This window comes from Senegalia massiliensis, assembly GCF_009911265.1.
GTDB classification, from domain to species: domain Bacteria; phylum Bacillota; class Clostridia; order Tissierellales; family SIT17; genus Anaeromonas; species Anaeromonas massiliensis_A.
This window is the reverse complement of the sequence record NZ_QXXA01000016.1, coordinates 34,570-57,909: the sequence shown is the minus strand read 5'-3', so window position 1 is coordinate 57,909 and position 23,340 is coordinate 34,570. Positions and strand designations below refer to the sequence as shown.

The 23,340-nt window shown below is 26.9% G+C and carries 24 protein-coding genes; all 24 read right to left on the bottom strand.

The genetic code is table 11. From position 1 onward, the window contains the following. Window positions 1–3: 3 nt before the first annotated feature. A complete protein-coding gene (gene infB / locus D3Z33_RS13835; RefSeq protein WP_160198368.1) occupies window positions 4–2,004 on the bottom strand; it encodes a translation initiation factor IF-2 in 2,001 nt (666 codons plus the stop codon). Window positions 2,005–2,039: 35 nt separating this feature from the next. Beyond that, window positions 2,040–2,333 (bottom strand): L7Ae/L30e/S12e/Gadd45 family ribosomal protein, encoded by a 294-nt coding sequence (locus D3Z33_RS13830; RefSeq protein WP_160198367.1) that lies wholly within the window; start codon window positions 2,331–2,333, stop codon window positions 2,040–2,042. Next, window positions 2,326–2,595: an RNase P modulator RnpM gene (gene rnpM, locus D3Z33_RS13825; protein ID WP_160198366.1), complete on the bottom strand. Its 270-nt coding sequence runs from the start codon at window positions 2,593–2,595 to the stop codon at window positions 2,326–2,328. Before rnpM ends, D3Z33_RS13830 begins: the two co-directional genes overlap by 8 nt. A 12-nt stretch (window positions 2,596–2,607) precedes the next feature. Beyond that, on the bottom strand, window positions 2,608–3,666 hold the full coding sequence (nusA, locus tag D3Z33_RS13820; protein WP_160198365.1) for a transcription termination factor NusA: 1,059 nt from the start codon (window positions 3,664–3,666) through the stop codon (window positions 2,608–2,610). A 15-nt stretch (window positions 3,667–3,681) separates the two neighbouring features. Next, window positions 3,682–4,143, bottom strand: coding sequence for a ribosome maturation factor RimP (rimP, locus tag D3Z33_RS13815; protein ID WP_160198364.1), 462 nt, complete (start codon window positions 4,141–4,143; stop codon window positions 3,682–3,684). Window positions 4,144–4,291: 148 nt separating this feature from the next. Beyond that, window positions 4,292–8,575 carry a PolC-type DNA polymerase III gene (locus D3Z33_RS13810; protein WP_160198363.1) on the bottom strand — a complete coding sequence of 1,428 codons (4,284 nt, stop codon included), beginning with the start codon at window positions 8,573–8,575 and terminating at the stop codon, window positions 4,292–4,294. A 19-nt stretch (window positions 8,576–8,594) separates the two neighbouring features. After that, window positions 8,595–9,242 (bottom strand): MgtC/SapB family protein, encoded by a 648-nt coding sequence (locus D3Z33_RS13805; RefSeq protein ID WP_160198362.1) that lies wholly within the window; start codon window positions 9,240–9,242, stop codon window positions 8,595–8,597. Window positions 9,243–9,276: 34 nt separating this feature from the next. Then, on the bottom strand, window positions 9,277–10,326 hold the full coding sequence (gene ispG, locus D3Z33_RS13800; RefSeq protein WP_431768842.1) for a flavodoxin-dependent (E)-4-hydroxy-3-methylbut-2-enyl-diphosphate synthase: 1,050 nt from the start codon (window positions 10,324–10,326) through the stop codon (window positions 9,277–9,279). Between the two features lie 8 nt (window positions 10,327–10,334). After that, the gene (rseP, locus tag D3Z33_RS13795; RefSeq protein ID WP_160198360.1) at window positions 10,335–11,336 is read right to left on the bottom strand and encodes an RIP metalloprotease RseP; all 1,002 of its coding nucleotides are present in this window, start codon (window positions 11,334–11,336) and stop codon (window positions 10,335–10,337) included. A gap of 16 nt (window positions 11,337–11,352) precedes the next feature. Then, a complete protein-coding gene (locus tag D3Z33_RS13790; protein ID WP_160198359.1) occupies window positions 11,353–12,504 on the bottom strand; it encodes a 1-deoxy-D-xylulose-5-phosphate reductoisomerase in 1,152 nt (383 codons plus the stop codon). Between the two features lie 38 nt (window positions 12,505–12,542). Next, complete coding sequence (locus D3Z33_RS13785) at window positions 12,543–13,307, bottom strand: phosphatidate cytidylyltransferase (protein ID WP_160198358.1); 765 nt, start codon at window positions 13,305–13,307, stop codon at window positions 12,543–12,545. Between the two features lie 18 nt (window positions 13,308–13,325). Next, the gene (locus D3Z33_RS13780) at window positions 13,326–14,078 is read right to left on the bottom strand and encodes an isoprenyl transferase (protein WP_160198357.1); all 753 of its coding nucleotides are present in this window, start codon (window positions 14,076–14,078) and stop codon (window positions 13,326–13,328) included. A 48-nt stretch (window positions 14,079–14,126) separates the two neighbouring features. After that, window positions 14,127–14,315 carry a hypothetical protein gene (locus D3Z33_RS13775; protein WP_160198356.1) on the bottom strand — a complete coding sequence of 63 codons (189 nt, stop codon included), beginning with the start codon at window positions 14,313–14,315 and terminating at the stop codon, window positions 14,127–14,129. Between the two features lie 3 nt (window positions 14,316–14,318). Beyond that, complete coding sequence (gene frr / locus D3Z33_RS13770) at window positions 14,319–14,876, bottom strand: ribosome recycling factor (protein ID WP_160198355.1); 558 nt, start codon at window positions 14,874–14,876, stop codon at window positions 14,319–14,321. 2 nt (window positions 14,877–14,878) lie between these two features. Continuing rightward, window positions 14,879–15,595 carry a UMP kinase gene (gene pyrH / locus D3Z33_RS13765; protein WP_160198354.1) on the bottom strand — a complete coding sequence of 239 codons (717 nt, stop codon included), beginning with the start codon at window positions 15,593–15,595 and terminating at the stop codon, window positions 14,879–14,881. Between the two features lie 104 nt (window positions 15,596–15,699). Continuing rightward, complete coding sequence (gene tsf, locus D3Z33_RS13760; protein WP_160198353.1) at window positions 15,700–16,347, bottom strand: translation elongation factor Ts; 648 nt, start codon at window positions 16,345–16,347, stop codon at window positions 15,700–15,702. A gap of 86 nt (window positions 16,348–16,433) precedes the next feature. Then, entirely contained in the window at window positions 16,434–17,138 is a 705-nt protein-coding gene (gene rpsB, locus D3Z33_RS13755) for a 30S ribosomal protein S2 (RefSeq protein ID WP_160198409.1), read from the bottom strand. Between the two features lie 142 nt (window positions 17,139–17,280). Beyond that, a complete protein-coding gene (locus D3Z33_RS13750) occupies window positions 17,281–17,676 on the bottom strand; it encodes a DUF6115 domain-containing protein (protein WP_160198352.1) in 396 nt (131 codons plus the stop codon). A gap of 19 nt (window positions 17,677–17,695) precedes the next feature. Continuing rightward, on the bottom strand, window positions 17,696–19,057 hold the full coding sequence (locus tag D3Z33_RS13745; protein ID WP_160198351.1) for a DUF342 domain-containing protein: 1,362 nt from the start codon (window positions 19,055–19,057) through the stop codon (window positions 17,696–17,698). Window positions 19,058–19,079: 22 nt separating this feature from the next. Beyond that, window positions 19,080–19,796, bottom strand: coding sequence for a FliA/WhiG family RNA polymerase sigma factor (locus tag D3Z33_RS13740; RefSeq protein ID WP_160198350.1), 717 nt, complete (start codon window positions 19,794–19,796; stop codon window positions 19,080–19,082). 25 nt (window positions 19,797–19,821) lie between these two features. Then, complete coding sequence (locus D3Z33_RS13735; RefSeq protein ID WP_160198349.1) at window positions 19,822–20,301, bottom strand: chemotaxis protein CheD; 480 nt, start codon at window positions 20,299–20,301, stop codon at window positions 19,822–19,824. 1 nt (window position 20,302) lies between these two features. Then, the gene (locus D3Z33_RS13730) at window positions 20,303–20,917 is read right to left on the bottom strand and encodes a chemotaxis protein CheC (protein WP_160198348.1); all 615 of its coding nucleotides are present in this window, start codon (window positions 20,915–20,917) and stop codon (window positions 20,303–20,305) included. Beyond that, window positions 20,917–21,354: a chemotaxis protein CheW gene (locus D3Z33_RS13725; RefSeq protein WP_160198347.1), complete on the bottom strand. Its 438-nt coding sequence runs from the start codon at window positions 21,352–21,354 to the stop codon at window positions 20,917–20,919. Before D3Z33_RS13725 ends, D3Z33_RS13730 begins: the two co-directional genes overlap by 1 nt. Window positions 21,355–21,365: 11 nt before the next feature. Beyond that, window positions 21,366–23,339 carry a chemotaxis protein CheA gene (locus tag D3Z33_RS13720; RefSeq protein ID WP_160198346.1) on the bottom strand — a complete coding sequence of 658 codons (1,974 nt, stop codon included), beginning with the start codon at window positions 23,337–23,339 and terminating at the stop codon, window positions 21,366–21,368. Window position 23,340: the final 1 nt, after the last annotated feature.

Sequence of the window (23,340 nt, the reverse complement as noted above, 5' to 3'; positions counted from 1 at the left end):
TTATTACCTTTCTATTTCTTCCATCACAAAGGCTTCAATAATATCTCCTTCTTTAATATCATTGTAATTTTCTATACCTATACCACCTTCATACCCTGTAGCTATTTCTTTAACATCATCTTTAAATCTTCTTAAAGAAGAGATTTCACCTTCATGTATAACAATATTATCTCTTAATAATCTTGCACTTGAATTTCTTGTCACTTTTCCGTTAAGAATATATACACCAGCAATTACTCCTGCATTAGGCACTTTAAATGTTGCCCTTACTTCAGCTCTACCTTGAACAACCTCTTTATATTCAGGTTCAAGCATACCTTTAATTGCGTTTTCAATATCTTCTATAGCTTTATATATAATTCTATACGTTCTAACATCCACTAATTCTCTTTCTGCTAAATTAGTAGCAGATGTTGTAGGTCTAACATTAAAACCAATAACTATTGCATTAGAAGCAGTAGCAAGCATTATATCACTCTCAGTAATAGCACCTACTCCTCCATGAATAGGGTTTACTTTAACTTCTTCATTGCTTAACTTAACTAAAGCATCTTTCACAGCTTCAATAGAACCTTGAACATCAGCTTTTATTATTATATTAAGATCCTTAACTTCTCCAGTTTTTATCTGATCAAATAAATCATCTAAAGAAATATTTTGTTTTGATTTAATTTGATCTCTTTTTATCTGTTCTTTTCTCTGATCTGCAAGTTCTCTGGCTTTTTTATCATCTTTTGCAGCAAATAGTTTATCTCCTGCTTGAGGAACTTCTGACAAACCTAAGATTTCTACTGCAGTAGATGGACTTGCTTTTTTAACTCTTTTGCCATAACTGTCAATCATTGCTCTAACTCTACCACTTGCAGTGCCTGCTATTATGGAATCACCTATTCGTAATGTTCCTTTTTGGATTAATACTGTTGCAACAGGACCTCTGCCTTTATCAAGTTCAGCCTCTATTATTGTTCCAACTGCTTTTCTGTTAGGGTTAGCTTTTAATTCACTCATTTCCGATACTAACAGTATCATTTCTAAAAGTTCATCTAATCCTTCTTTTTTAATAGCTGAAACTGGAACGGTTATAACATCTCCACCCCAATCTTCTGGAACTAAACCATGTTCAGTCAATTCTTGCTTAACTCTATCAGGGTTAGCCTCTGGTTTATCCATTTTATTAATTGCTACTATTATAGGTACATTAGCTGCTTTAGCATGATTTATTGCCTCTATTGTTTGTGGCATTACACCATCATCTGCAGCAACAACTAAAATTGCAACGTCAGTGACTTGTGCACCCCTAGCTCTCATAGAAGTAAATGCTTCATGGCCTGGTGTATCTAAAAATACTATTTTATTACCATTTATATTGACTGTAGATGCTCCTATGTGTTGTGTAATTCCTCCAGCTTCTCTTTGAGTAACATGACTTTCTCTTATGGAATCTAATAATGATGTTTTACCATGATCAACATGACCCATTACTGTTACTACAGGTGGTCTTAAAACAAGATTTTCTTCACTATCTTCAAAATCTAATTCTTCTTCTTGTCTTTCTTCCAATGTTTTAGCTTCTCTTATTTCAAAACCATATTCGGATGCTATTAATTCTGTAGTATCTTCATCTAACTCTTGATTAATATTAGCCATTATACCTATACCAATTAACTTTCCAATCAATTCATTAGTAGAAATATCTAATTTATTTGCTAATTCCTTTACTGTTACTTTACCCTCTAGCTCTATTAACTTTTCTTGTTTCTCTTCATTTACATTATCTTGATTTATATTATTATCGATATTATTTTCTCCTTCATATTTATTGGAATTTGATTTTAATTCATTAGGCTTTTTATCAAATAATTCTTTTAAAATTTTAGCCTCTTCATCATCTATAGTACTCATGTGACTACTTACCTCTATATTTAATTCCTTCATTTTATTAATTAATTCTTTACTACTAATCTCAAGTTCCTTTGCCAACTCATAAACTCTTTTTTTTGCCATATTACATTCACCCCCTAGAATATTAGGTGATACATTTATAACTTTTGTTTCAATGTATCTGAAAACTTTTTATCTGTCACTGCAAAAACAGATATATACTCTTTTCCTAAAGCATTTCCTAATGCCAGCTTATCACTAAAATATATTATCTCAATATTATATTTTTTACTTAAGTTCTCAAATTTCTTTTTAGTATTTTCAGAAGAATCATTAGCTAAAACTATTAAATAACATTTGTTAAATTTTATAGCTTCTAAGGATTTATATTCTCCTGTTCTTATTATATTAGCTTTTTGTCCTATACCAATAAACGATAAACTATCATTCATCTTGATCTATTTCTTTCTTTAATTCTTCATAAATTTCAGAAGAAATATTTGATTTAAAAGCTTTATTTAAAGATTTATTTTTAAATGATTTATTTATGCACTCAGAATTCTTGCAAATATATGCACCTCTGCCATTTGCTTTTCCTTTATCATCAATAAAAATATCTCCTTGTTTATTTTTAACAATTCTTATCAAATCTTTTTTTTCTTTTCTTTCTCCACATATAATACATTTTCTAAGAGGAATTTTTTTGTTTTTCATTTATATTCACTCCTATTCTTCTATTTCTTCACTTGATTCATCATTATATTGTGTCTCGCTTTTAATATCTATTTTCCAACCTGTTAATTTAGCAGCAAGCCTCGCATTCTGACCTTCTTTCCCAATTGCTAATGACAATTGATAATCAGGAACAATTATAGATGCACTTTTTTCATCTTCATTTATTTGAACATCTAAAACTTTTGCTGGACTTAAGCTATTAGCTATAAATACTGATGGGTCTTTACTCCAATTTACTATATCAATTTTTTCACCATTTAACTCATCTACCACTGCTTTTACTCTAGTTCCATTTTGTCCTACACAAGCCCCAACTGGATCAACATTTTCATTATTAGAATATACAGCAATTTTAGTTCTAGAACCTGCTTCTCTAGATATACTAAAAATATCTACAATTCCTTCTTGTATCTCTGGAACTTCTAACTCAAAAAGCCTTTTAACTAAACCAGGATGACTTCTAGATAATAAAATCTGTGGACCTTTTGAAGTCTTTTTAACCTCAACAATATATGCTTTTATTCTATTATTATGGTTATACGTTTCATTTGGTATTTGTTCTGCCGGTAATAATATCCCTTCAGTTTTACCTAAATCTACTAATACATTATTATTTAACTTTTGAATTATCCCTGTTACTATTTCATTCTCTCTGTTAATGAAGTCTCCATAAATAATATCTCTTTCAGCTTCTCGAATTCTTTGTACAACAACTTGTTTTGCTGTTTGTGCTGCTATTCTTCCAAAATTCTTAGGCGTAACTTCAATATTTATTACATCCCCTATAGAATATCTATTATCTATTTCCTTTGTATCTTCTAATGATATCTCTAAAAGTTCATCTTCAACTTGTTCAACAACGTCTTTTTGTGCATAAACTTTTACATCTCCTGTAGTATTATCTATTACCACTTCCACATTTTGTGAAGAACCAAAATTTCTCTTATATGCAGATATCAATGCAGCTTCAATAGCTTCTATTAGTATTTCTTTAGAAATACCTTTTTCCTTTCCAATTTCATCAAGGGCCTGTATAAAATCAGCTTTCATCCCCATTTTACCTCCTTAAAATTTAATAGCAATGTTAATTTTTGCTATATCAGTTCTATTTATTTTTATATCTTCTTTATTATTATTTATAATTATGATATTCTCATCAAAATCGATTAATTCACCAACAAAGGTTTTAGAATTGTTAATTTTTTTATACAAATTAACTTCCACTTCTTTATTTAAAGCTCTTTTAAAATCTTTATCATCCTTAAATGGTCTATCGATACCTGGAGAAGAGACTTCTAAAAAATAATTTTCTTTTATAGGATCTTGCTCATCAACTTTTTCGCTTATATTTTTACTGAAATTTTGGCAATCATCTATACTTACTCCACCTGGTTTATCTATAAATACTCTCAAATATTTATATGGTCCTTCCTTCACATACTCTAAATCAACTAATTCAAAATCCATTTCTTGTGAAATAGGATATATAATATTATATACCTGTTTTTCAACCTCTTTTTTATTCATAACTTTCACCTCCAAATTATTTAACTATATTTTACGTAAATATCCATTAAATAATACAATTAAGCTAAAAGTAAAGAGTGGGTTCTAAACCCACTCCTCTCCCAACAATCTTATATTAACTATAATATATCATATAGATTAATAAAAATCAAATACTGAATAAGTCTAATTGATTACTTTCACTCATTCCTTTTAAACATCCATGAATTTTTAATGCTTCTATAACTGTCTTACTTACTTTAGCTCTCTTAGTAATATCTTCTATAGATAAAAATTTACCTTTATCTCTAGCTTCTACTATACTTTTAGCAGCATTTTCTCCTACACCTTGGAGGGATTTTAGAGGAGGTAATATTCCATCTTTTTCAATAATAAAAATATCACTATCAGACTTATATAAGTCTACTTTTTTAAAATTAAATCCTCTTGCATACATTTCAAAGGCTACTTCTAATACTGTCAAAAGATTCTTTTCTTTAGCTGTTTTATCATTTCCTATTTCTTCTAATTCTTTTATTTTTTCTTTTACAGACTCTATACCTTTTACAATTAATTCAGCATCAAAATCAGTTGCCTTCATAGTGAAATAGGTTGAATAAAAAGCTTCGGGGTAATGAACCTTAAAATATGCTATTCTAAATGACATCATAACATATGCAACAGCATGTGCTTTAGGAAACATATATTTTATTTTTTTACATGACTCTATATACCATTCTGGTATATCATTATCTCTCATATATTTTTCTTCTTCTTCTGTTAATCCTTTACCTTTCCTAACCTTTTCCATTATTTTGAAAGAACGTTTCTTATCTAAACTATTATATATAAGATACATCATTATATCATCTCTTGTAGATATAACTTCTTTCAATGTAGTAATACCATTCGCAACTAATTCTTGTGCATTATTTAACCAAACGTCTGTACCATGTGAAAGTCCACTAATCCTTACTAATTCTGCAAAAGTTGTTGGACTTGTATCTAATAACATTTGTATTACAAATTTTGTTCCAAATTCAGGAATACCCAGAGAACCTGTTTTATAGTTAAAATCATCTACTTTAATATTTAATGTATCTAAAGATGTAAATATTGCCATAGTATCATTATCATCTAAACTAATTTTTTGAGCATCTACCCCTGTTAAATCCTCAAGCATTCTTATAATAGTTGGTGTATCATGTCCTAATAAATCTAGCTTCAATATTCTACCACTTATAGAGTGATAATCAAAGTGAGTAGTTATGACACCAGAATCAGAATTATTAGCAGGGTATTGTATAGGAGTGAAATCATATATATCTTTATCTTGAGGGACTACCATTACACCTCCAGGGTGCTGTCCGGACGTCCTTTTTATACCTGTACAACCTTTTATAAGTCTATTAGTTTCTGTTCTATTTAATAATAATTCTCTTTCTTCATGATATTTTCTAATAAACCCATATGCAGTTTTATCAGCAATAGTTCCTATAGTTCCAGCTCTATATACATGACCTTTTCCAAATAACTCTTCAGTATATTGCATTGCAACAGTTTGCTCTTCACTTGCAAAGTTAAGATCAATGTCTGGTTCTTTATCTCCTTCAAAACCTAAAAACACTTCAAAAGGTATATCAAATCCATCTTTATTATATTCTGTTTTACATTTAGGGCATATTTTATCTGGCATATCAACACCAGAGCCTACTGACCCATCCATTATGAACTCATTATTTTTACAATTTGGACATACATAATGTGGTGGTAATGGATTAACTTCTGTTATATCACTCATAGTAGCAACAAATGATGAACCAACAGAGCCTCTTGAACCTACTAAATATCCATCTTCTAAAGATTTTTTTACTATTTTATGAGATATAATATATAAAACAGCATACCCATTACTAATAATAGAATTTAACTCTCTATCTAATCGTTCTTGGACAATTTCCGGCATAGGATCTCCATAAATACTTTTTGCTTTTTTATAGGTCATATCTTTCAAATCTTTATCTGATCCTTCTATAACTGGAGGAAAAGTTCCATCTGGTATAGGTAAAATTTCTTCTATGCTATCAGCTATTAAATTTGGATTTTTGATTACTACTTCTTCTGCAATTTTTTTACCTAAATATGAAAACTCTTCAATCATTTCATCAGTAGTTTTAAAGTATAAAGGAGCTTGATTGTCAGCATCAGAGAATCCCTTTCCACTCATTAGTATTCTTCTATAGACCTCTTCATGAGGATCAAGAAAATGACTATCACCAGTAGCCACAACTAATTTATTATATTTTTTACCTAAATAATAAATTTTCTTATTAATATTTTGAATTTCTTCTTCATCTTTAACCATACCCTTTTCTATTAAGAATTTATTATTCCCAATAGGCTGTATTTCTAAATAGTCATAGAAATTTATAATATCTCTAATTTCATTTTGTGATTTATTTCTAAGTATTGCTCTATATAGTTCTCCTGCTTCACAAGCAGTACCTATTATAAGTCCTTCCCTATATTTATTCATTAAAGATTTAGGAATTCTAGGTTTTCTATAAAAATAGTCTAAATGACTATATGATATAATTTTATAAAGGTTTTTTAATCCTATATAGTTTTGAGCATATATTGTCACATGAAAAGAATCCTGTGATTTAAAATTCACAGTATTACTAAATGTTGTGTTTATATCTTCTAATTTTTTTACTCCTCTTTGTTTTACATCTTCAATCATCTTTAATAGTATCTCAGCTGTAGCTTTTGAATCATCTACTGCTCTATGATGATTTTCTAAGCTAATATTTAAATATTTAGCTATTTTATTTAATTTATGACTTTTTAAATGAGAATATAACTCTCTAGAAAACTGTAAAGTATCCAATACTGGATTAGATAAAGTTACATTTATTTTCTCAAACTTTTTATTTATAAATCCCATATCAAAGGATGCATTATGTGCAACTAATACAGCTTCACCTATAAAATCTTGAAATTTTGGAAGTATTTTATCAATTGTTTCTTTATCTTTTACCATATCATTAGTAATTCCAGTAAGTTCAATTACTTTTTGTGGAATTTCCTTTTCTGGATTAACAAGTTCACTAAAAGTATCTAAAATCTCACCATTTTTTATTCTAACAGCTCCTATTTCTGTTATACCATCATTTACAGGAGAAAAACCCGTAGTTTCAATATCAAATACAATATATTCACAATCTATATTTTGTTCTCTTGAATTTATCACTATTTGCTTAGAATCATTTACAAGATAACCTTCTACACCATAAAGCGCCTTAACACCATATTTTTTTGATGCATTCATTGCTTCTGGAAACCCTTGTACAACACCATGATCTGTAATTCCTATTGCTTTATGCCCCCACTCTTGTGCTCTTTTCATATATTCTTCTATATTTGTCATCCCATCCATATCACTCATTTGTGTATGAAGATGAAGCTCTACTCTTTTCTCTTTATAGTTATCTTTTCGTTTAGTCAAATATGACTTTTTAATTCCTTTACCCATCATTACTAATTCTCTTGAAAAAGTATCATACATTATACCACCAGTTATAATATAAGCTTCTCCTATACTTAAGTCCTCATCTATTTGAGGTTGCTGTTTTTTATTGGCAAATATCTTAACTTGTATAGAACCAGTAAAATCAGTAATACCAATCATATATATTTTTTTATCATTTTTTATATCTTTGGTTTGTATATCGAATATTTCACCTTTTATTGTTACAGTTCCAGAATTCGTATTTATACTGTCCATAGATACTATATCTTCATCAACTCTTTTTCCATATACAAAATTATTTTTAGAATTAGATTTATTATTTTTATTTTTTTGAGAATAATGTGATTGAGAGTTTACATTTATTTTTTCAATCATTTTCTTTTCCACAATCTTTTTTTGTTCATAATGATCATTATAATTGTTACTCTGTTCTTTATTAGCATATATTTGTATATCTATATCTATATTAAATTCTTGTTTTAACTTATCTTTTATGATTTTATGAATTTTCTTTTCTATAATTCTATGCATAAATAATTCATCATCTACAATTAAAACAAGACTATTATTCTCTATTTTTTTTATTATTTTATTAACTAAACCAGAGCTTGAAGGTAAGTATTTTTTTATAATATATTCAATATTAGGCCAATAATCATCTATTATGAAACCTATATTATTAAATTCAAAATTATATTTCATATATATATTTACTCTTTTTAAACCATTTATAATTTCTTTAAATGAACTTTTAAACGTTTCAACTTCATTATATTTTATAATTTTATCGCTTATAAGCTTTATTGTGACTATTTTTTTACTTTTATCTAAGTATACTCTTTCAATAGAACAATCTTTTATATTATCGCTACATTTAATATTGTATTTACTAATTAATGAATCTATTTTTTTATAATGCATTTTTTATTCCCCCTAAACATTACTTGTGGGTTATTTTAATTACATCTTTAATCTGAGATAATTCACTTATAACTTCAACATTATCAGTTTTTTTATTACTTTTAAGTAATAAATTAACTATAATTTTATTATCTTCTATATTGTTAAAATCAATTGATACTATTGTTAAATCTAGATTTCCAGTAACTTGACCAATTTTACCCAGTTGACCTGGCTTATTTATTGTTACTAACCTTATTTTTAGATATTTGTCATTTCTTAAAAATTTATTCTCAACACTAGAAAATAACAACAAAGTTATAAATATCAAAAAAGTAACTAAAATTGCTCCAAAATAAAATCCGGCACCAATAGCCAGTCCAACACATGCAACAGCCCATAAACTTGCAGCAGTAGTTAAACCTTTTACAGAAACACCTTCTTTTATTATTGTACCAGCTCCAAGAAAGCCAATACCACTTATTACTTGTGCTCCAATTCTTGTAGGATCTACATTTGAATATCTAAGATCATCTGATATATATAGTCCTACAATCATTACTAAAGTTGAACCTACACATACTAAAATATGTGTCCTAAATCCAGCTGGTCTTTTTATACTTTCTCTTTCTATTCCTATTATTCCAGATAAAATTATAGATATGACTAATTTAAGAGCTATTTCCATATAATCTATTTTAATCTACCTCGCTATACTAGAATCATAATTTTTCAATTTCTTTTACTAATTCATCAATAAGTTTATTTTCTTCAACTTTTTTTATTACTTTCCCTTTTTTAAATATTAACCCTAATCCATTACCACCTGCAATTCCAATATCAGCTTCCTTAGCTTCACCAGGACCATTTACTTCACATCCCATAATAGCTACTTTAATAGATTTATTCATATGTTCTATTTTTTGTTCAACTTCACTAACTATTTTTTCTAAGGCAATACGTGTTCTTCCACATGTAGGACATGAGATTACTTCAATCCTATCATTTAGTAAGCCTAGGGATCTTAAAATTTGTTTTCCTACCTTTACTTCTTCTATAGGGCTGCCAGTAAGAGATACCCTTATAGTATCACCAATACCTTTAGCAAGTAATGAACCAATACCTATAGAAGATTTAATAGTACCCTTCCAAAGTGATCCTGATTCAGTTATTCCAATATGAAGTGGATAATCTACAATTTGAGATAGTTTTTCATATGATTCTATTGTCATATGAATATCAGTAGACTTTACAGATAATACAATTTTCTTAAAATTCATTTCTTCTAATATTCTTACATGTTCCATTGCACTTTCTACCATGGAGTTTACATTCACACCACCATATTTCTCTAAAAATTCTTTCTTTATAGATCCAGAATTAACACCTATTCTTATAGGAATATCTTTTTCTTTACATCTATTCACTATTTCCTTAACTCTTTGTTTATCACCAATATTACCTGGATTAATCCTCAGTCCATTAACTCCACCTTCTATTGCTTGTAATGCTAATTTATAATCAAAGTGAATATCTGCAATAATAGGGATATTAACCTGTTTTTTAATTTTTTCTAAAGCTAAAGCAGCCTCCATATCAGGAACAGCAAGCCTTATAATATCACAACCAACCTCTTCTAAAAGTTTAATCTGTGATACGGTTTCTTTTATATCCCTTGTATCTGTATTTGTCATAGATTGTACAGTAACTGGAAAATCACTGCCTATGCCAACATTACCATAGTAAAAATTTTTTGTCTTATTTCTCATTATTAACACCCCTAAAAAATATTTAATCTACTTAAATCATTATAAGATATAAATATCATTAAAGCCATTAATAGTGCAAAACCAATAAAATGAATCATCCCTTCTTTTTCAGGATCTAGTGGTTTTCCTCTTAATAACTCTATAAGTATAAATAATATTCTACTTCCATCTAATGCTGGAATTGGAAGCAAATTAAAAAATCCTAAATTGATATTTATAAATGCTGCTAGATTTAATACACTTAAAAAACCATATTTTGTAGTCTCACCAATCAATTGAACTACTCCAATAGGACCAGCAACATCTGAAGTACTAACATTACCAGTAAGTGCCATTTTAATAAAATCAAACATTAGAGATATTATAAATATAAGATTATTAAAAGCATATTTAATAGAACCTATAAAAGATGGTCTAGTCTTTGAGCTTATTCCAATTAATTTATTATCATTTTCATCTTTCTCAGGAGTTAAAGAGAAACTTAAACTTTTCTCATCTCTTAAAACAGTAATATTAATTTCATCTTCTGCATTAGTTATTATATCTTTACTTTCTTGCCAGTTTTCAATTTTTTCATTATTAATTGATACAATTTCATCTCCACTTTTAATGCCAACAGTATCTGCTGGACCATTTTCAGTTACTTTATCAATAATAGTAGTTGGTGAACCTATTACTATTGATATTACAAAAAATATAATTAAAGCTAATAAGAAATTCATTATAGCACCAGAAGCTAAAACTAAAATTCTAGAAATAGGAGATTTATTACTAAAACTTCTTTCATCATCTGATTTTTCATCCTCACCTTCCATTTTAACATAGCCACCTATAGGAAGTATACGTAGTGAATATTCTGTCTCTCCCTTATTAAATTTTGTAATTCTAGGTCCCATACCTATAGAAAATTCTTGAACCTTTATACCTACTAATTTTGCAGTAGCAAAATGTCCAAACTCATGTACCAATACTACGATAAAGAATATTATAATCGCTGTAATTGCTGTAGTCATATACTTCACTCCTATATTAAAGTTTTAGTAATTCTTTTACTTTTCTTCTTGCCCAATCATCACTATATAATACATCATCAATAGTTGGGTTTTTTATATTCTTATGAATATCTAGTATGTTCTCTATTGTATTTGGTATATCATAAAACTTAATTTTTTCTTTTAAGAATAAATCTACTAATACTTCATTAGATGCATTTAAAACAGAAGGCATAGTTCCATTTTCTCTTAAAGCTCTATATGCAAGAGATAAAGAAGGGAATGTTTCTAAATCAGGACTTTCAAAAGTTAATTTATATACATCAGTTAAATTTAATTTTTCTAAATTATTATTAATTCTATCAGGATATGTTAAAGCATATTGTATTGGTATACGCATATCTGAAACTCCAAGTTGTGCTATAACACTACCATCAATATATTCAACCATTGAATGAATTATGCTTTGAGAATGTACTACAACTTCTATATCTTCTACATCTACATCAAATAACCATTTAGCCTCTATAACTTCTAATCCTTTATTCATTAAAGTAGATGAATCAATTGAAATTTTTCTTCCCATATCCCAATTTGGATGTTTAAGAGCATCTTTATAGTTTATATTTATCAAATCTTCTTTATTTTTACCCCTAAAAGGTCCTCCTGAAGCTGTTAAAATAATTTTATTTATTTCATTTTTTTTCTTTGATGTTAAAGATTGAAAAATAGCAGAGTGTTCGCTATCTACAGGTAATAAAGAACCTTTATTTTTTTTGATTTTTTCCATTACTATATTTCCTGCAGTTACTAAAGTTTCTTTGTTAGCTAATGCAATAGTTTTTCCACTTTCTATTGCAGCAAGTGTTGGCTTTAATCCTATCATACCTACAACTGAAGTAATTAAAATATCTATATTTTCATATTCACTTAACTTTATTAATCCTTCTAATCCACTATAAACTTTTATATTATAAGGTTTTAATTTTGTTTTTAATACATCAGCATTATATTTATTGAAAACTGCAATGATTTCAGGTTTGAATTCAAGTGCTTGTTTCTCTAATAAATCAATATTATTATTTCCACTTAATGCTGTTATATTAAATAAAGATTTATTTTCTCTTATAATATCTAAAGCTTGAGTTCCAATAGAACCAGTAGAACCAAGAATTCCAATATTTTTCAAAAAACCACTCCTAACTTAATCTGTATAACTATTATAACTTATATAAAATAATTAATAAAATAAAACACTAAAGGAGCAATAAATAGTATACTATCAAATCTATCTAATATTCCTCCATGACCAGGCATAATATTTCCATAGTCTTTAATTTTTATATATCTTTTAATTTTAGATGCTGATAAATCTCCTATAATAGAAGCTATAGAACAAATTAAAGCAAGTAATATATATATATATATATTAGTCATTCCTATAAATTTCACAAAAATTAAAGTTGTAATTATAGATCCTAATAACCCACCAACTGCTCCTTCAATGGTTTTTTTAGGACTAAGTATTGGTGCTAATTTTCGCTTTCCAATTAATCTACCTGTAAAATATGCAAAAGTATCCGTTGCAAAAGCAATTATAAATATTAACCAAACCAATATATTTTCACTTAAAAATGATATATGAACCAATGAATAAGGTATATAAATACTACAAAGTAAACTTAAAGCTATTTCATAAATATTATAATCCTTATTAAACACATATATAAACATAAGTATTAAAAAATTAATTATAATAGTAAAATTAATTATTTGAAAAGAACCAAATATTGATATTATAAATAAAGAAATAGCATATAAGTATAAATATTTTGTAATTTTTATTTCTATATGTTTAAATGCTTGTATAAACTCTTTTATACCTATTAAACTAATTACTAACACACCAAATTTTAAAACAATTCCTCCAGTTATAACTGTTAAAAGTAAAATTATACTACCTAATAAACCACTAATTATTCTTGTTTTCATTTTTAAACCACCTCATAATTAAATTCCTCCAAATCTTCTATTTCTGTTTTGAAAGTCATATATTACCCTATGTAATTTATCAGGATAAAATTCAGGCCAATTCTCATCAATAAAGAAAAATTCAGTATAAGCAATTTGATAGTTTAAAAAGTTACTTAATCTTTTCTCACCACTTGTTCTTATTAATATATCTGGATCTGGTTGATTTCCAGTATATAAATATTTTTTAAATTCTTCTTCATTTATATCATTTATTGATACTCTATTGTTTTTAATATCTTCATATAATAATTTACTAGCTCTTAATATTTCATCTCTACCACCGTAATTTAATGCTATATTTAATTCTAATTTAGTATTGTTTTTGGTTAGATCTATAGCATATTCTATTTCTTCTACAATATTCTTATCTAATCTAGAAATATCTCCTAATATATTTATTCTCACATTGTTGTTATGAATTTTTTGTAACTTTTTCCTTAAAAATTCAACTAATAACTTCATTAAATAATCTATTTCATCTTTTGGCCTACTCCAATTTTCTGTTGAAAAAGCATATAGAGTTAAATATTTTATACCCAAATTACCACATTCTTCTACTGTATCCATAACTCTTTTTACTCCCTCTCTATGACCTGCCGTTCTAGGAAGAAATCTTTTTTTAGCCCATCTTCCATTACCATCCATTATTATAGCTATATGATTAGGTAATTCTTTTTTTTTGATTTCCTCTTTAAAAATTATATTATTATTATTTTTAAATATATCCAATTTAATACCTCCACTATAATGATTAAAACCCCTTCTAAAAGAAGGGGATTAAAATGCACATACTATAATTTTAATTGAATTTTCTTTTATGTCAAATTTAATCACGCGTAAATGTTCTAGATTATCTACGAATTTTTTATTAGTTCCTTTTGTTTCTACTATATTAATAGAAATATCATTATCTATTAAATTGAATGCTTCTTCTAATGGCAAGCCAATAATATCAAGATTATCCAAAGTTTAAACCTCCATTAATTCAGATTCTTTCTCCTTTGCTAATCTATCTATTTCTTTTATATAAGTATCAGTTAATTCCTGAACTTTATCCTCTGATTTTACTAACTCATCATCAGATAATTCACTATTTTTATTTAGTTTTTTCAATTCATCATTTCCATTTCTTCTTTCATTTCTAATAGCTACCTTAGATGCTTCTGCAATTTTACCTAGTGTCTTAATCATATCACGTCTAGTTTCTTCAGTTAATTGTGGAATTATGAGTCTAATAGTTTTGCCATCACTTGAAGGATTTAATCCTAAATCACTTTTTTGTATAGCCTTTTCAATTTCTGTAAGAGAATTTGCATCCCATGGAGATATCAATAATTGTCTTGCTTCAGGAACTGAAATATTTGCAATTTGATTTAATGGTGTTGCTGCTCCATAATAATTTACCATTATCTTGTCTAATAATGATGGATTTGCCCTTCCTGCTCTTATTGTTTTAAGTTCTTCATTAAAAGCTTTTACAGTTTTCTTCATTTTATTCTCTACATTTTTGTGAACATCTAAATACATAATTAATCCTCCTTTAATTTTGTACCAATTTCAGCACCAAATACAACTTTTGTTATATTTTCTGGTTCTTCAATACTAAAAACTATTATTGGTATATTGTTATCTTTACATAATGATGCAGCAGTGGAGTCCATTACTTTAAGCTCTAAATTTAATATTTCTTTATACTTTAATTTATCAAATTTTTTAGCATCTGGATTTTCTTGAGGGTCTGAATCATATACTCCATCTACCCCTTTTTTTGCTAATAAAATAACTTCAGATTCAATTTCAGCAGCTCTCAAAGCAGCAGTAGTATCAGTTGTAAAATATGGATTACCAGTTCCTGCAGCAAATATAACCACTCTTCCTTTTTCTAAATGTCTTACTGCTTTTCTTTTAATATAAGGTTCTGCAATCTGCCTCATTTCAATAGCAGTCTGTACTCTAGTTAATACTCCTATATTTTCAAGAGCATCTTGCATAGCAAGAGAGTTTATAACAGTAGCAAGCATTCCCATGTAATCCGCAGTACTTCTATCCATTTCTTTGCTACTTCTACCTCTCCAAAAATTACCTCCTCCAACAATAATAGCTACTTCCACTCCTGATTGTTGAAGATTTTTTACTTGTTTTGCAATTTTTATTATTGTATTTTCATCTAAGCCAAATTTTTTATCTCCACTTAAAGCTTCTCCACTTAATTTTAATACTACTCTTTTATATATAGGTTTATCCATATAAACACTCCTAAATTATATTATTCTACATAAATATAAAAATACCTTTTTTATTTTACTTATTTAAAAGGAGAACATTTAATGTTCTCCATTTAAATAAGTAATTATTTTCCCATTTGCTTAGCTACTTCATCAGCAAAGTTTTCTTCTTTTTTCTCTATACCTTCGCCAACTTCATAACGAGTAAATCTTCTAATTTTTAAGTTTTCTCCTAATTTAGCTATTTTTTCATTTAATAAATCCTTTATAGTTTTATCAGGATCTTTTATAAAAGGTTGTTCTAATAAACATACTTCTTTATAATATTTTTCAATTCTACCTTCAACCATTTTATCAACTATTTTTTCAGGTTTGCCTTCATTTAATGCTTGTTGTCTCAAAATTTTCTTTTCAGCTTCAACTTTATCTGCTGGTACTTCTTCTTTTGAAACAAACTCTGGATTTTGAGCTGCAATTTGCATAGCAACATCTCTAGCAAAATCTTTAAATCCTTCATTTTTAGCAACAAAATCTGTCTCACTATTAACTTCTACCATTACACCTATTCTTCCACCGTGAATATATGATTCAATTATTCCTTCAGCTGCTACTCTATCAGCCTTTTTTGCAGCTTTTGAAAGTCCTTTTTCTCTTAATAACTCTATAGCCTCATCAATGTTTCCATCAGTTTCTACTAAAACTTTTTTACAATCCATCATACCTGCACCAGTTTTTTCTCTTAAATCTTTTACCATTGCCGCTGTTATTGCCATTTGGACTCCTCCTCATTTTCTAGTTAATATTAATAAATGGCAAGAGTAGTAAGGGAAAAATCCCTTATATGCCCTTACCATTTAGATTACTCATTATCTTCTATTTGTTCGCCTTGCTTACCTTCTAACACAGCATTTGCCATAGTTTCAGTAAGTAGCTTAACTGCTCTAATAGCATCATCGTTTCCTGGTATTACATAATCTACTTCATCTGGATCACAATTAGTATCAACTATTGCAATTACAGGAATTCCTAAAATTTTTGCTTCTCTAACAGCAATTTTTTCTTTTCTAGGGTCGACTACGAATAATACATCTGGTAATTTCTTCATGTCTTTAATTCCACCAAGAAACTTTTCAAGTCTTTCTTCTTCATGTTTTAATTGTATAACTTCTTTTTTAGGAAGTAAATCGTATGTTCCTTCTTCTTCCATTTTTTTAAGTTCATGAAGTCTATTAATTCTTTTATTAATAGTCTTGAAATTAGTAAGCATTCCTCCAAGCCATCTTTGACTTACATAATGCATACCACTTCTTTTTGCTTCACTTTCTATTGATTCCTGTGCTTGCTTCTTTGTTCCTACAAAAAGTATTTCTCCACCTTCTGCAGCGACATCTCTTATAATATTATAAGCTTGTTCTACCTTCTTTACTGTTTTTTGAAGATCTATTATATAGATCCCATTCCTTTCAGTAAATATATATTCAGCCATTTTTGGATTCCATCTTCTTGTTTGATGTCCGAAATGAACACCTGCTTCAAGAAGTTGTTTCATACTTATAACTGACATTACTACACCTCCTTTGTTTTTTCCTCCACTCACATCATTTTCTTTTAGAACCATCTAAGGCACACCTAAAAGAATTAATGAGTGTGTGTATTTTCACCTCTGATAGTATACCACGAAACCATGACTAATTTCAACTGTTTTTTTAAAATTTATTTAAATTATTTAATTTTAATATAATTTCAACTTCACGTTTTCCTTTATTCAATAATTTAGCAATCTCATCAATAGTATTCCCTTTATCATATAAAGAATAAATTTTTCTCTTAGTATCTGTACTGACCTTACTTGATTTATGGTTATCTAAATTCACTGCTTGTTTTGATTCTTTTTCTTTAGAAGTAGATTTAATATCATTATTATTAATTAAGAAATCTAAACTTAAAATAATATCATCTAATGTATCATTATATTCATTTATTTCATTATAAATCTTATTTATTCTATTATATTTGATATCTTCTTCATTTTTAAACTTTATTAATAATAGTATCGATATTATTATTAATAATATACCCAATATAAGTAGACTTAATATCATATATTTTCTCCTTTATTTTTTAAAGTTTTGAAACTTTTATTTCTCCATCTTTTACTAAAAATTCACTATTTTTTATTATATTTTTAATATTCATTTCATAATTCCCAATAATTATCTTAGTTCTAGGATAAATTCTATCAATTATTTTAATACTACCTTCAGACAAAGAATTTGATTTATCTTTTTTTAAGTTATATTTATTAACTAATTTTTCTTTTTGGTCTTTTAAAGTTGGGTATGTGTTTAATAGTTGTTTAAATAAATTCATTTTTTTAGGTGATAAGTTGTTATTTTTATACTTCTTTTTAAGTAAATTAATCGATTTTAATATTTGCTCAATATTATTATCCACACTATTTATTTTATCTTTTATTAACTCTAATTCTTCTTTTATTTTTGGATTATTGCCTATTTCTAATAAAGTATAAGTCCCCATATAAGAGCCTACAACTTTTGCTTGAATACTTAATTCTGCTTTACATTCTCCTCCTACAATCAAACCTTTTCTACCATCAACAATTATACTTCCATGAGAATGTACTTTACTATGTAAAATATCATCTGACAAAATATCATTTTTAGCTATAACAGTAGAATTTTCTATATATTTAGTCACTAGTTTCCCTTCAGTTTGTAAGAATGTTTTGTTTTTTCCAGTTATACCCTTAGAAATATAAATATCTCCCTCACTTTCAATCTTCGAATCTTCAACTACCCCACCAATATATATATCTCCTAAAGTTTTAACTTTAAAATCTGGATTTATAGAACCCATTATTTTCAATGTTCCATTATATTCAATATTACCAGTTTCATTATTTATATCACTATTAATTGTATACGTATTTAAGACTTCTATTTTTCCATTAGTAAGTTTTACTTGTCCATCTATTTTTGAAACTATCTTTTCTTCAAATTTTACAGCATTCTTACCTAATTTTATTTTTGCTTCCTTTCCACTAAGTGAAGAAACTTTTTCTCCTAAAATATTAACCCCATCTTGTCCTTTACTAGGCCTTATTATTTCAGCTAATATCTGACCTTTTTTAACATTATCAAAAAAACCTAAATCTCTAAAATCTACTTTGCCATTGTTTAACATAGAAGGCTTCAACTTATTTTTTATATTAAATTTATATTTTAAATATCCATCTTCACCATTTATAGGTTCTTTTCCTTTAGCTATACATATTGTTTTACCATATACATGATTTTCAATTATATCTTTTAATTTAAATTTATCTAGTCCAAACTTTATTTTCTCTTCAATTTTATCTAGAATCTCTTCATAATTTAAAAATTTAGCTTTATCATCAATTTTTATAAGTTCTATAGATGCATTCATATTCCTTTTATCAATAATTAAATTAATTCCTTCCATTAAATCATCCTTTTTATTGTTATTATATAAGCTTATTTTTTAAATCCTTAATAGCTTTACTATGAATCTGAGAAATTCTAGACTCAGATAGATTTAAAATACTTCCTATTTCTTTATAATTTAATTCTTCATAATAGTAAAGTGTTATTACTTTTTTTTCTTTTTTAGAAAGCTTTTCAATTGAATGAGTTAATTTATTTAGAAATTCCTTTTCTTCCATTTTCATCTCTGGACTTTCTGACGTGTCCAAAGGCTCTTTACCAGTTTTATAAATAGTTTCATCAAGAGATGTAATGTTAAATAGATGAATTTCATTTATTATTTTTTCCACTTCATCTATCGAAATATCTAATTTTTTTGAAATATCTTTATTTGATACTATTGATCCCGTTTGATTTTCTAATTCATTTATAGTATTTTGAATCAACTTAGCTTTGTTCCTAAGTGTCCTAGGTACCCAATCATTTTTTCTTAAATTATCAATAATAGCACCTCTAATTCTTAGTTGAGCATAAGTCTCAAATTTAACTTCTCTTTTAATATCAAACTTTTCTATAGCATCTATTAAACCTAAGGATCCATAGCCAACTAAGTCATCAAACTCAACATTACCTCCATAAAAGTTATACATTCTACTGGCAACAATTTTTATCATATATGCATATTTTTCAATTAATGCATTTTTACTCTTTAAATCCTGATTAGATTTATATACTTTCCATATTTCATCTCTTATCATAATATCCCTCCTATCGGAGTGTTAATTATATAATTTTCATACCAAAACCAATTGTTTTAATTTTCAAACTTCCATCATAACTACTAAATTCAATAGTTCTTCCAAAGTTTCCACCTGTATCTTCAGATATAAGTCTTATACCCAGTTCTTTTAACTTCGATTTAGATGCTATAATATTTCGTTCTCCAATTTTAAGAATATCATTATTATTATTAAATTTAAACATTTGAGCTCCACCAGCTAATTTTGCCACCATATTAATCTTATTTCCTCCAACAGACTCCATTTTATCGATTAATAATTCAATCCCTGAATCCGCAAATTTAGCTTTATTAGAATTATTTTTTATTTCTTTACTTGATGGAAGCATTATATGAGCTAAACCAGCAATTTTTTTCCTCTTATCATATATTGCAATTCCTACACATGATCCCAAGCCTAATGTTACCAATGTACCTTCTTTTACTATATTTAAATCAGCCATACCTACTTTAATTGAATTCATATTATGACACACCTAAATTTTCTAATAGTATTTCAAAAGAATCAATATCTGGAATTAACAATAAATTACCAGTTATTGATTTATTATTTTCACTAAATTCTGTTTCTATAAAAAGTATCTTATCGGATACATAGCTAAATTGTATAGCAGGTACACTTAAAATAGCTCCTGCCATATCTATTGAAATAGAAGGTATTGAAGTTTTCAAGTTAAGATTAGTCATTTTAGCTAAACAATTTATATATGATGATGCTAAAATATTACCTACTTCTGATAATGCAGATATCTCAAATTCATTTAAATCATAATCTGGTTTTTTCTTATTTAATAATATTTCAATTAAATTTTTAGAAGATTCTAAATCTAATATAAACATTATATTTCCTACTATATCTCCATTGATGCAAAAATAAATTCCTACAACAGGGTTTTCTGCACCACCAATTAAACTATCAACTTCTGAGAAATTTAATAATCTTACTTGTGGTACATCCATATCTACTTTATTATTAAGCATTTGTGCTAAAGCTGTAGCCGCATTTCCTGCTCCAATATTACCTAATTCTTTCAATACATCTAATAATATATTATTCAAATTATTAATATCTAAATTCATTATTCTTCTCTCTCTAAATCTAATATTTTATCTAAATCTAAAATTAAATACAATTCTTCATTTTTTTTGCCTATACCTTTTATATAATCATAATTATCATCATTATTTAAATTTGGAGGATTATCAATTTCATTTAAATCTAAATCAATTACTTCAGAAGATGAGTCTACAAGTAACCCTACACTTATATCATTACTGTAAGTTATTATTATTCTAGATTCTTCAATATTTAAATTATCTTGTAGTCCAAATTTTTTTCTTAAATTTATAATAGGTATTACTTCACCTCTTAAATTTATTACTCCAGTAATATATTCTTCTGAATTTGGTACTCGTGTAAAATGTGTTACACGTTCAATTGTTTTTACTAAAGCTATATCTATAGCATAATTTTCTTTTTGAAGTTTAAAAATAACGTATTGATTATATTCTTTCATAATTTCCTCCTTTAAAATAATGAATTAGTATCTATTATTAAAGAAATACTTCCATTTCCTAATATTGTAGCTCCTGCAAGATGTTTTATTTTTGCTAAATATTTTCCTAAGGATTTTATTACTATTTCTTGTTGCCCTATTAATTGATCTACTACAACTCCCGCTTCTTTTTCACCTTTTTTTACTATAACTATTATTAATTCCTTTTTATCTTCTTCTGATTCTATATCAAGTACTTTATTTAACCTAACAATAGGTAACGTTTTATTTCTATATAAAATAACTTCTTTATTTTGAATTTTCCTAATATTATTTGATTCTATAGTTGTAATTTCTTTTATAGAACTAAGAGGTATAGCATAAATTTCTTCCTTTAATTTTATTAATAAAGCTTGTATTATTGCTAGAGTTAAAGGTATTCTTATTGTAAATTTTGTGTATTTTTTTTCTTCTGTTTCTATTTCTACTATTCCGCCTATAGAATTAATTTTAGATTTTACTACATCTAGACCTACTCCTCTACCGGATATGTCTGTTATTTCATCAGTAGTACTAAAACCTGGCATAAATAATAATTCTGGAACTTCATTATCATCCATTTGATTAGCAGCCTCAGTAGAAATAATACTATTATTTATTGCTTTTTCTTTTACTCGCTCAATGTCTATACCATTTCCATCATCTTGAACTTCTATCACAACATTGTTTCCATCAGGAAATGCCTTTAAAAGTAAAGTACCTTTAGGAGCTTTTTTATTTTTCTTTCTTTCACTTGGAGTCTCTATACCATGATCTATAGAGTTTCTTATTAGATGTATTAAAGGATCACCAATCTCATCAATAACAGTTCTATCAACCTCTGTTTCTTCACCTATCATTTTAAGTTCTATTTCTTTTCCTAAATCTTTGGATAAATCTCTAACCATTCTAGGGAATCTATTGAATACTCTTTCTATAGGTACCATTCTAACTTTCATTACAGCATCATGTAAATTTGTAGTTATTCTTTCAAGATATTCTGTAGCTTCACTCATACTTTCCTTACTATTTGTATTATCTATATCTTCCATACGGGTCTTTATAATAATAAGTTCACTAACTAAATTCATTAAATTATCTAATCTTTCAATATCTACTCTTACAGTTTTTCCTATTTTTTTATTTGATATATTATTTTTAGTATTCTTGCCTTTGATTATATCACTTGATTTATTGTTAGATACATTTTCTTTTTTGCTTTTTTCTTTTTCTAACTTATCATCAATTACTGATTTAATTATAACACTTGAAACTTCAGATATAGAAGTGAGTTCTTCATATATTGTTTTATTATCATTATTAGTTACTAATAAAACTTCAAATTCATTATCAAATTTCTCATCTTCAATATCTTCTGAGGAAGGTATTGATTTTATTATTTCACCATAATCTTCTAAAGCATTAAAAACAATAAATGCTCTAGCTGCTTTTAACATACAGTTATCATCTATTGTTATTGTTATATTAAATGCATTTAGTCCATCTTTTTTTGCTTGCATTAATATATTATTTATATAATAATTATCATCTTCATTTTTAGTTTTTGGTGTATTATCTTTTTCATCTTTAAATAGTATATTATTAATTTTATCAACTAAAAATTCAGTTTCTAAATCACCTTCATTTCCTAATTCAGAAATATTTTTTATGTAATTTTCAAGGTTATCTAAACATTCAAACAAGATATCTACAATTTTAGTATCGATACTGATTTTTTCACTTCTTAACTCTTGTAATAAATTTTCCATTTGATGTGTAAGTTTTGACATTTGTTCAAAGCCCATAGTAGCTGCCATACCCTTTAATGTATGTGATACTCTAAATATCTCATTTAATAATTCAATATTTTCTGGCTCACTTTCAAGCTTTAATAAACAATCATTCATACTTTGTAAATGTTCATTAGATTCTTCTATAAATATGTCTGTATATTGGTTAATCTCCATT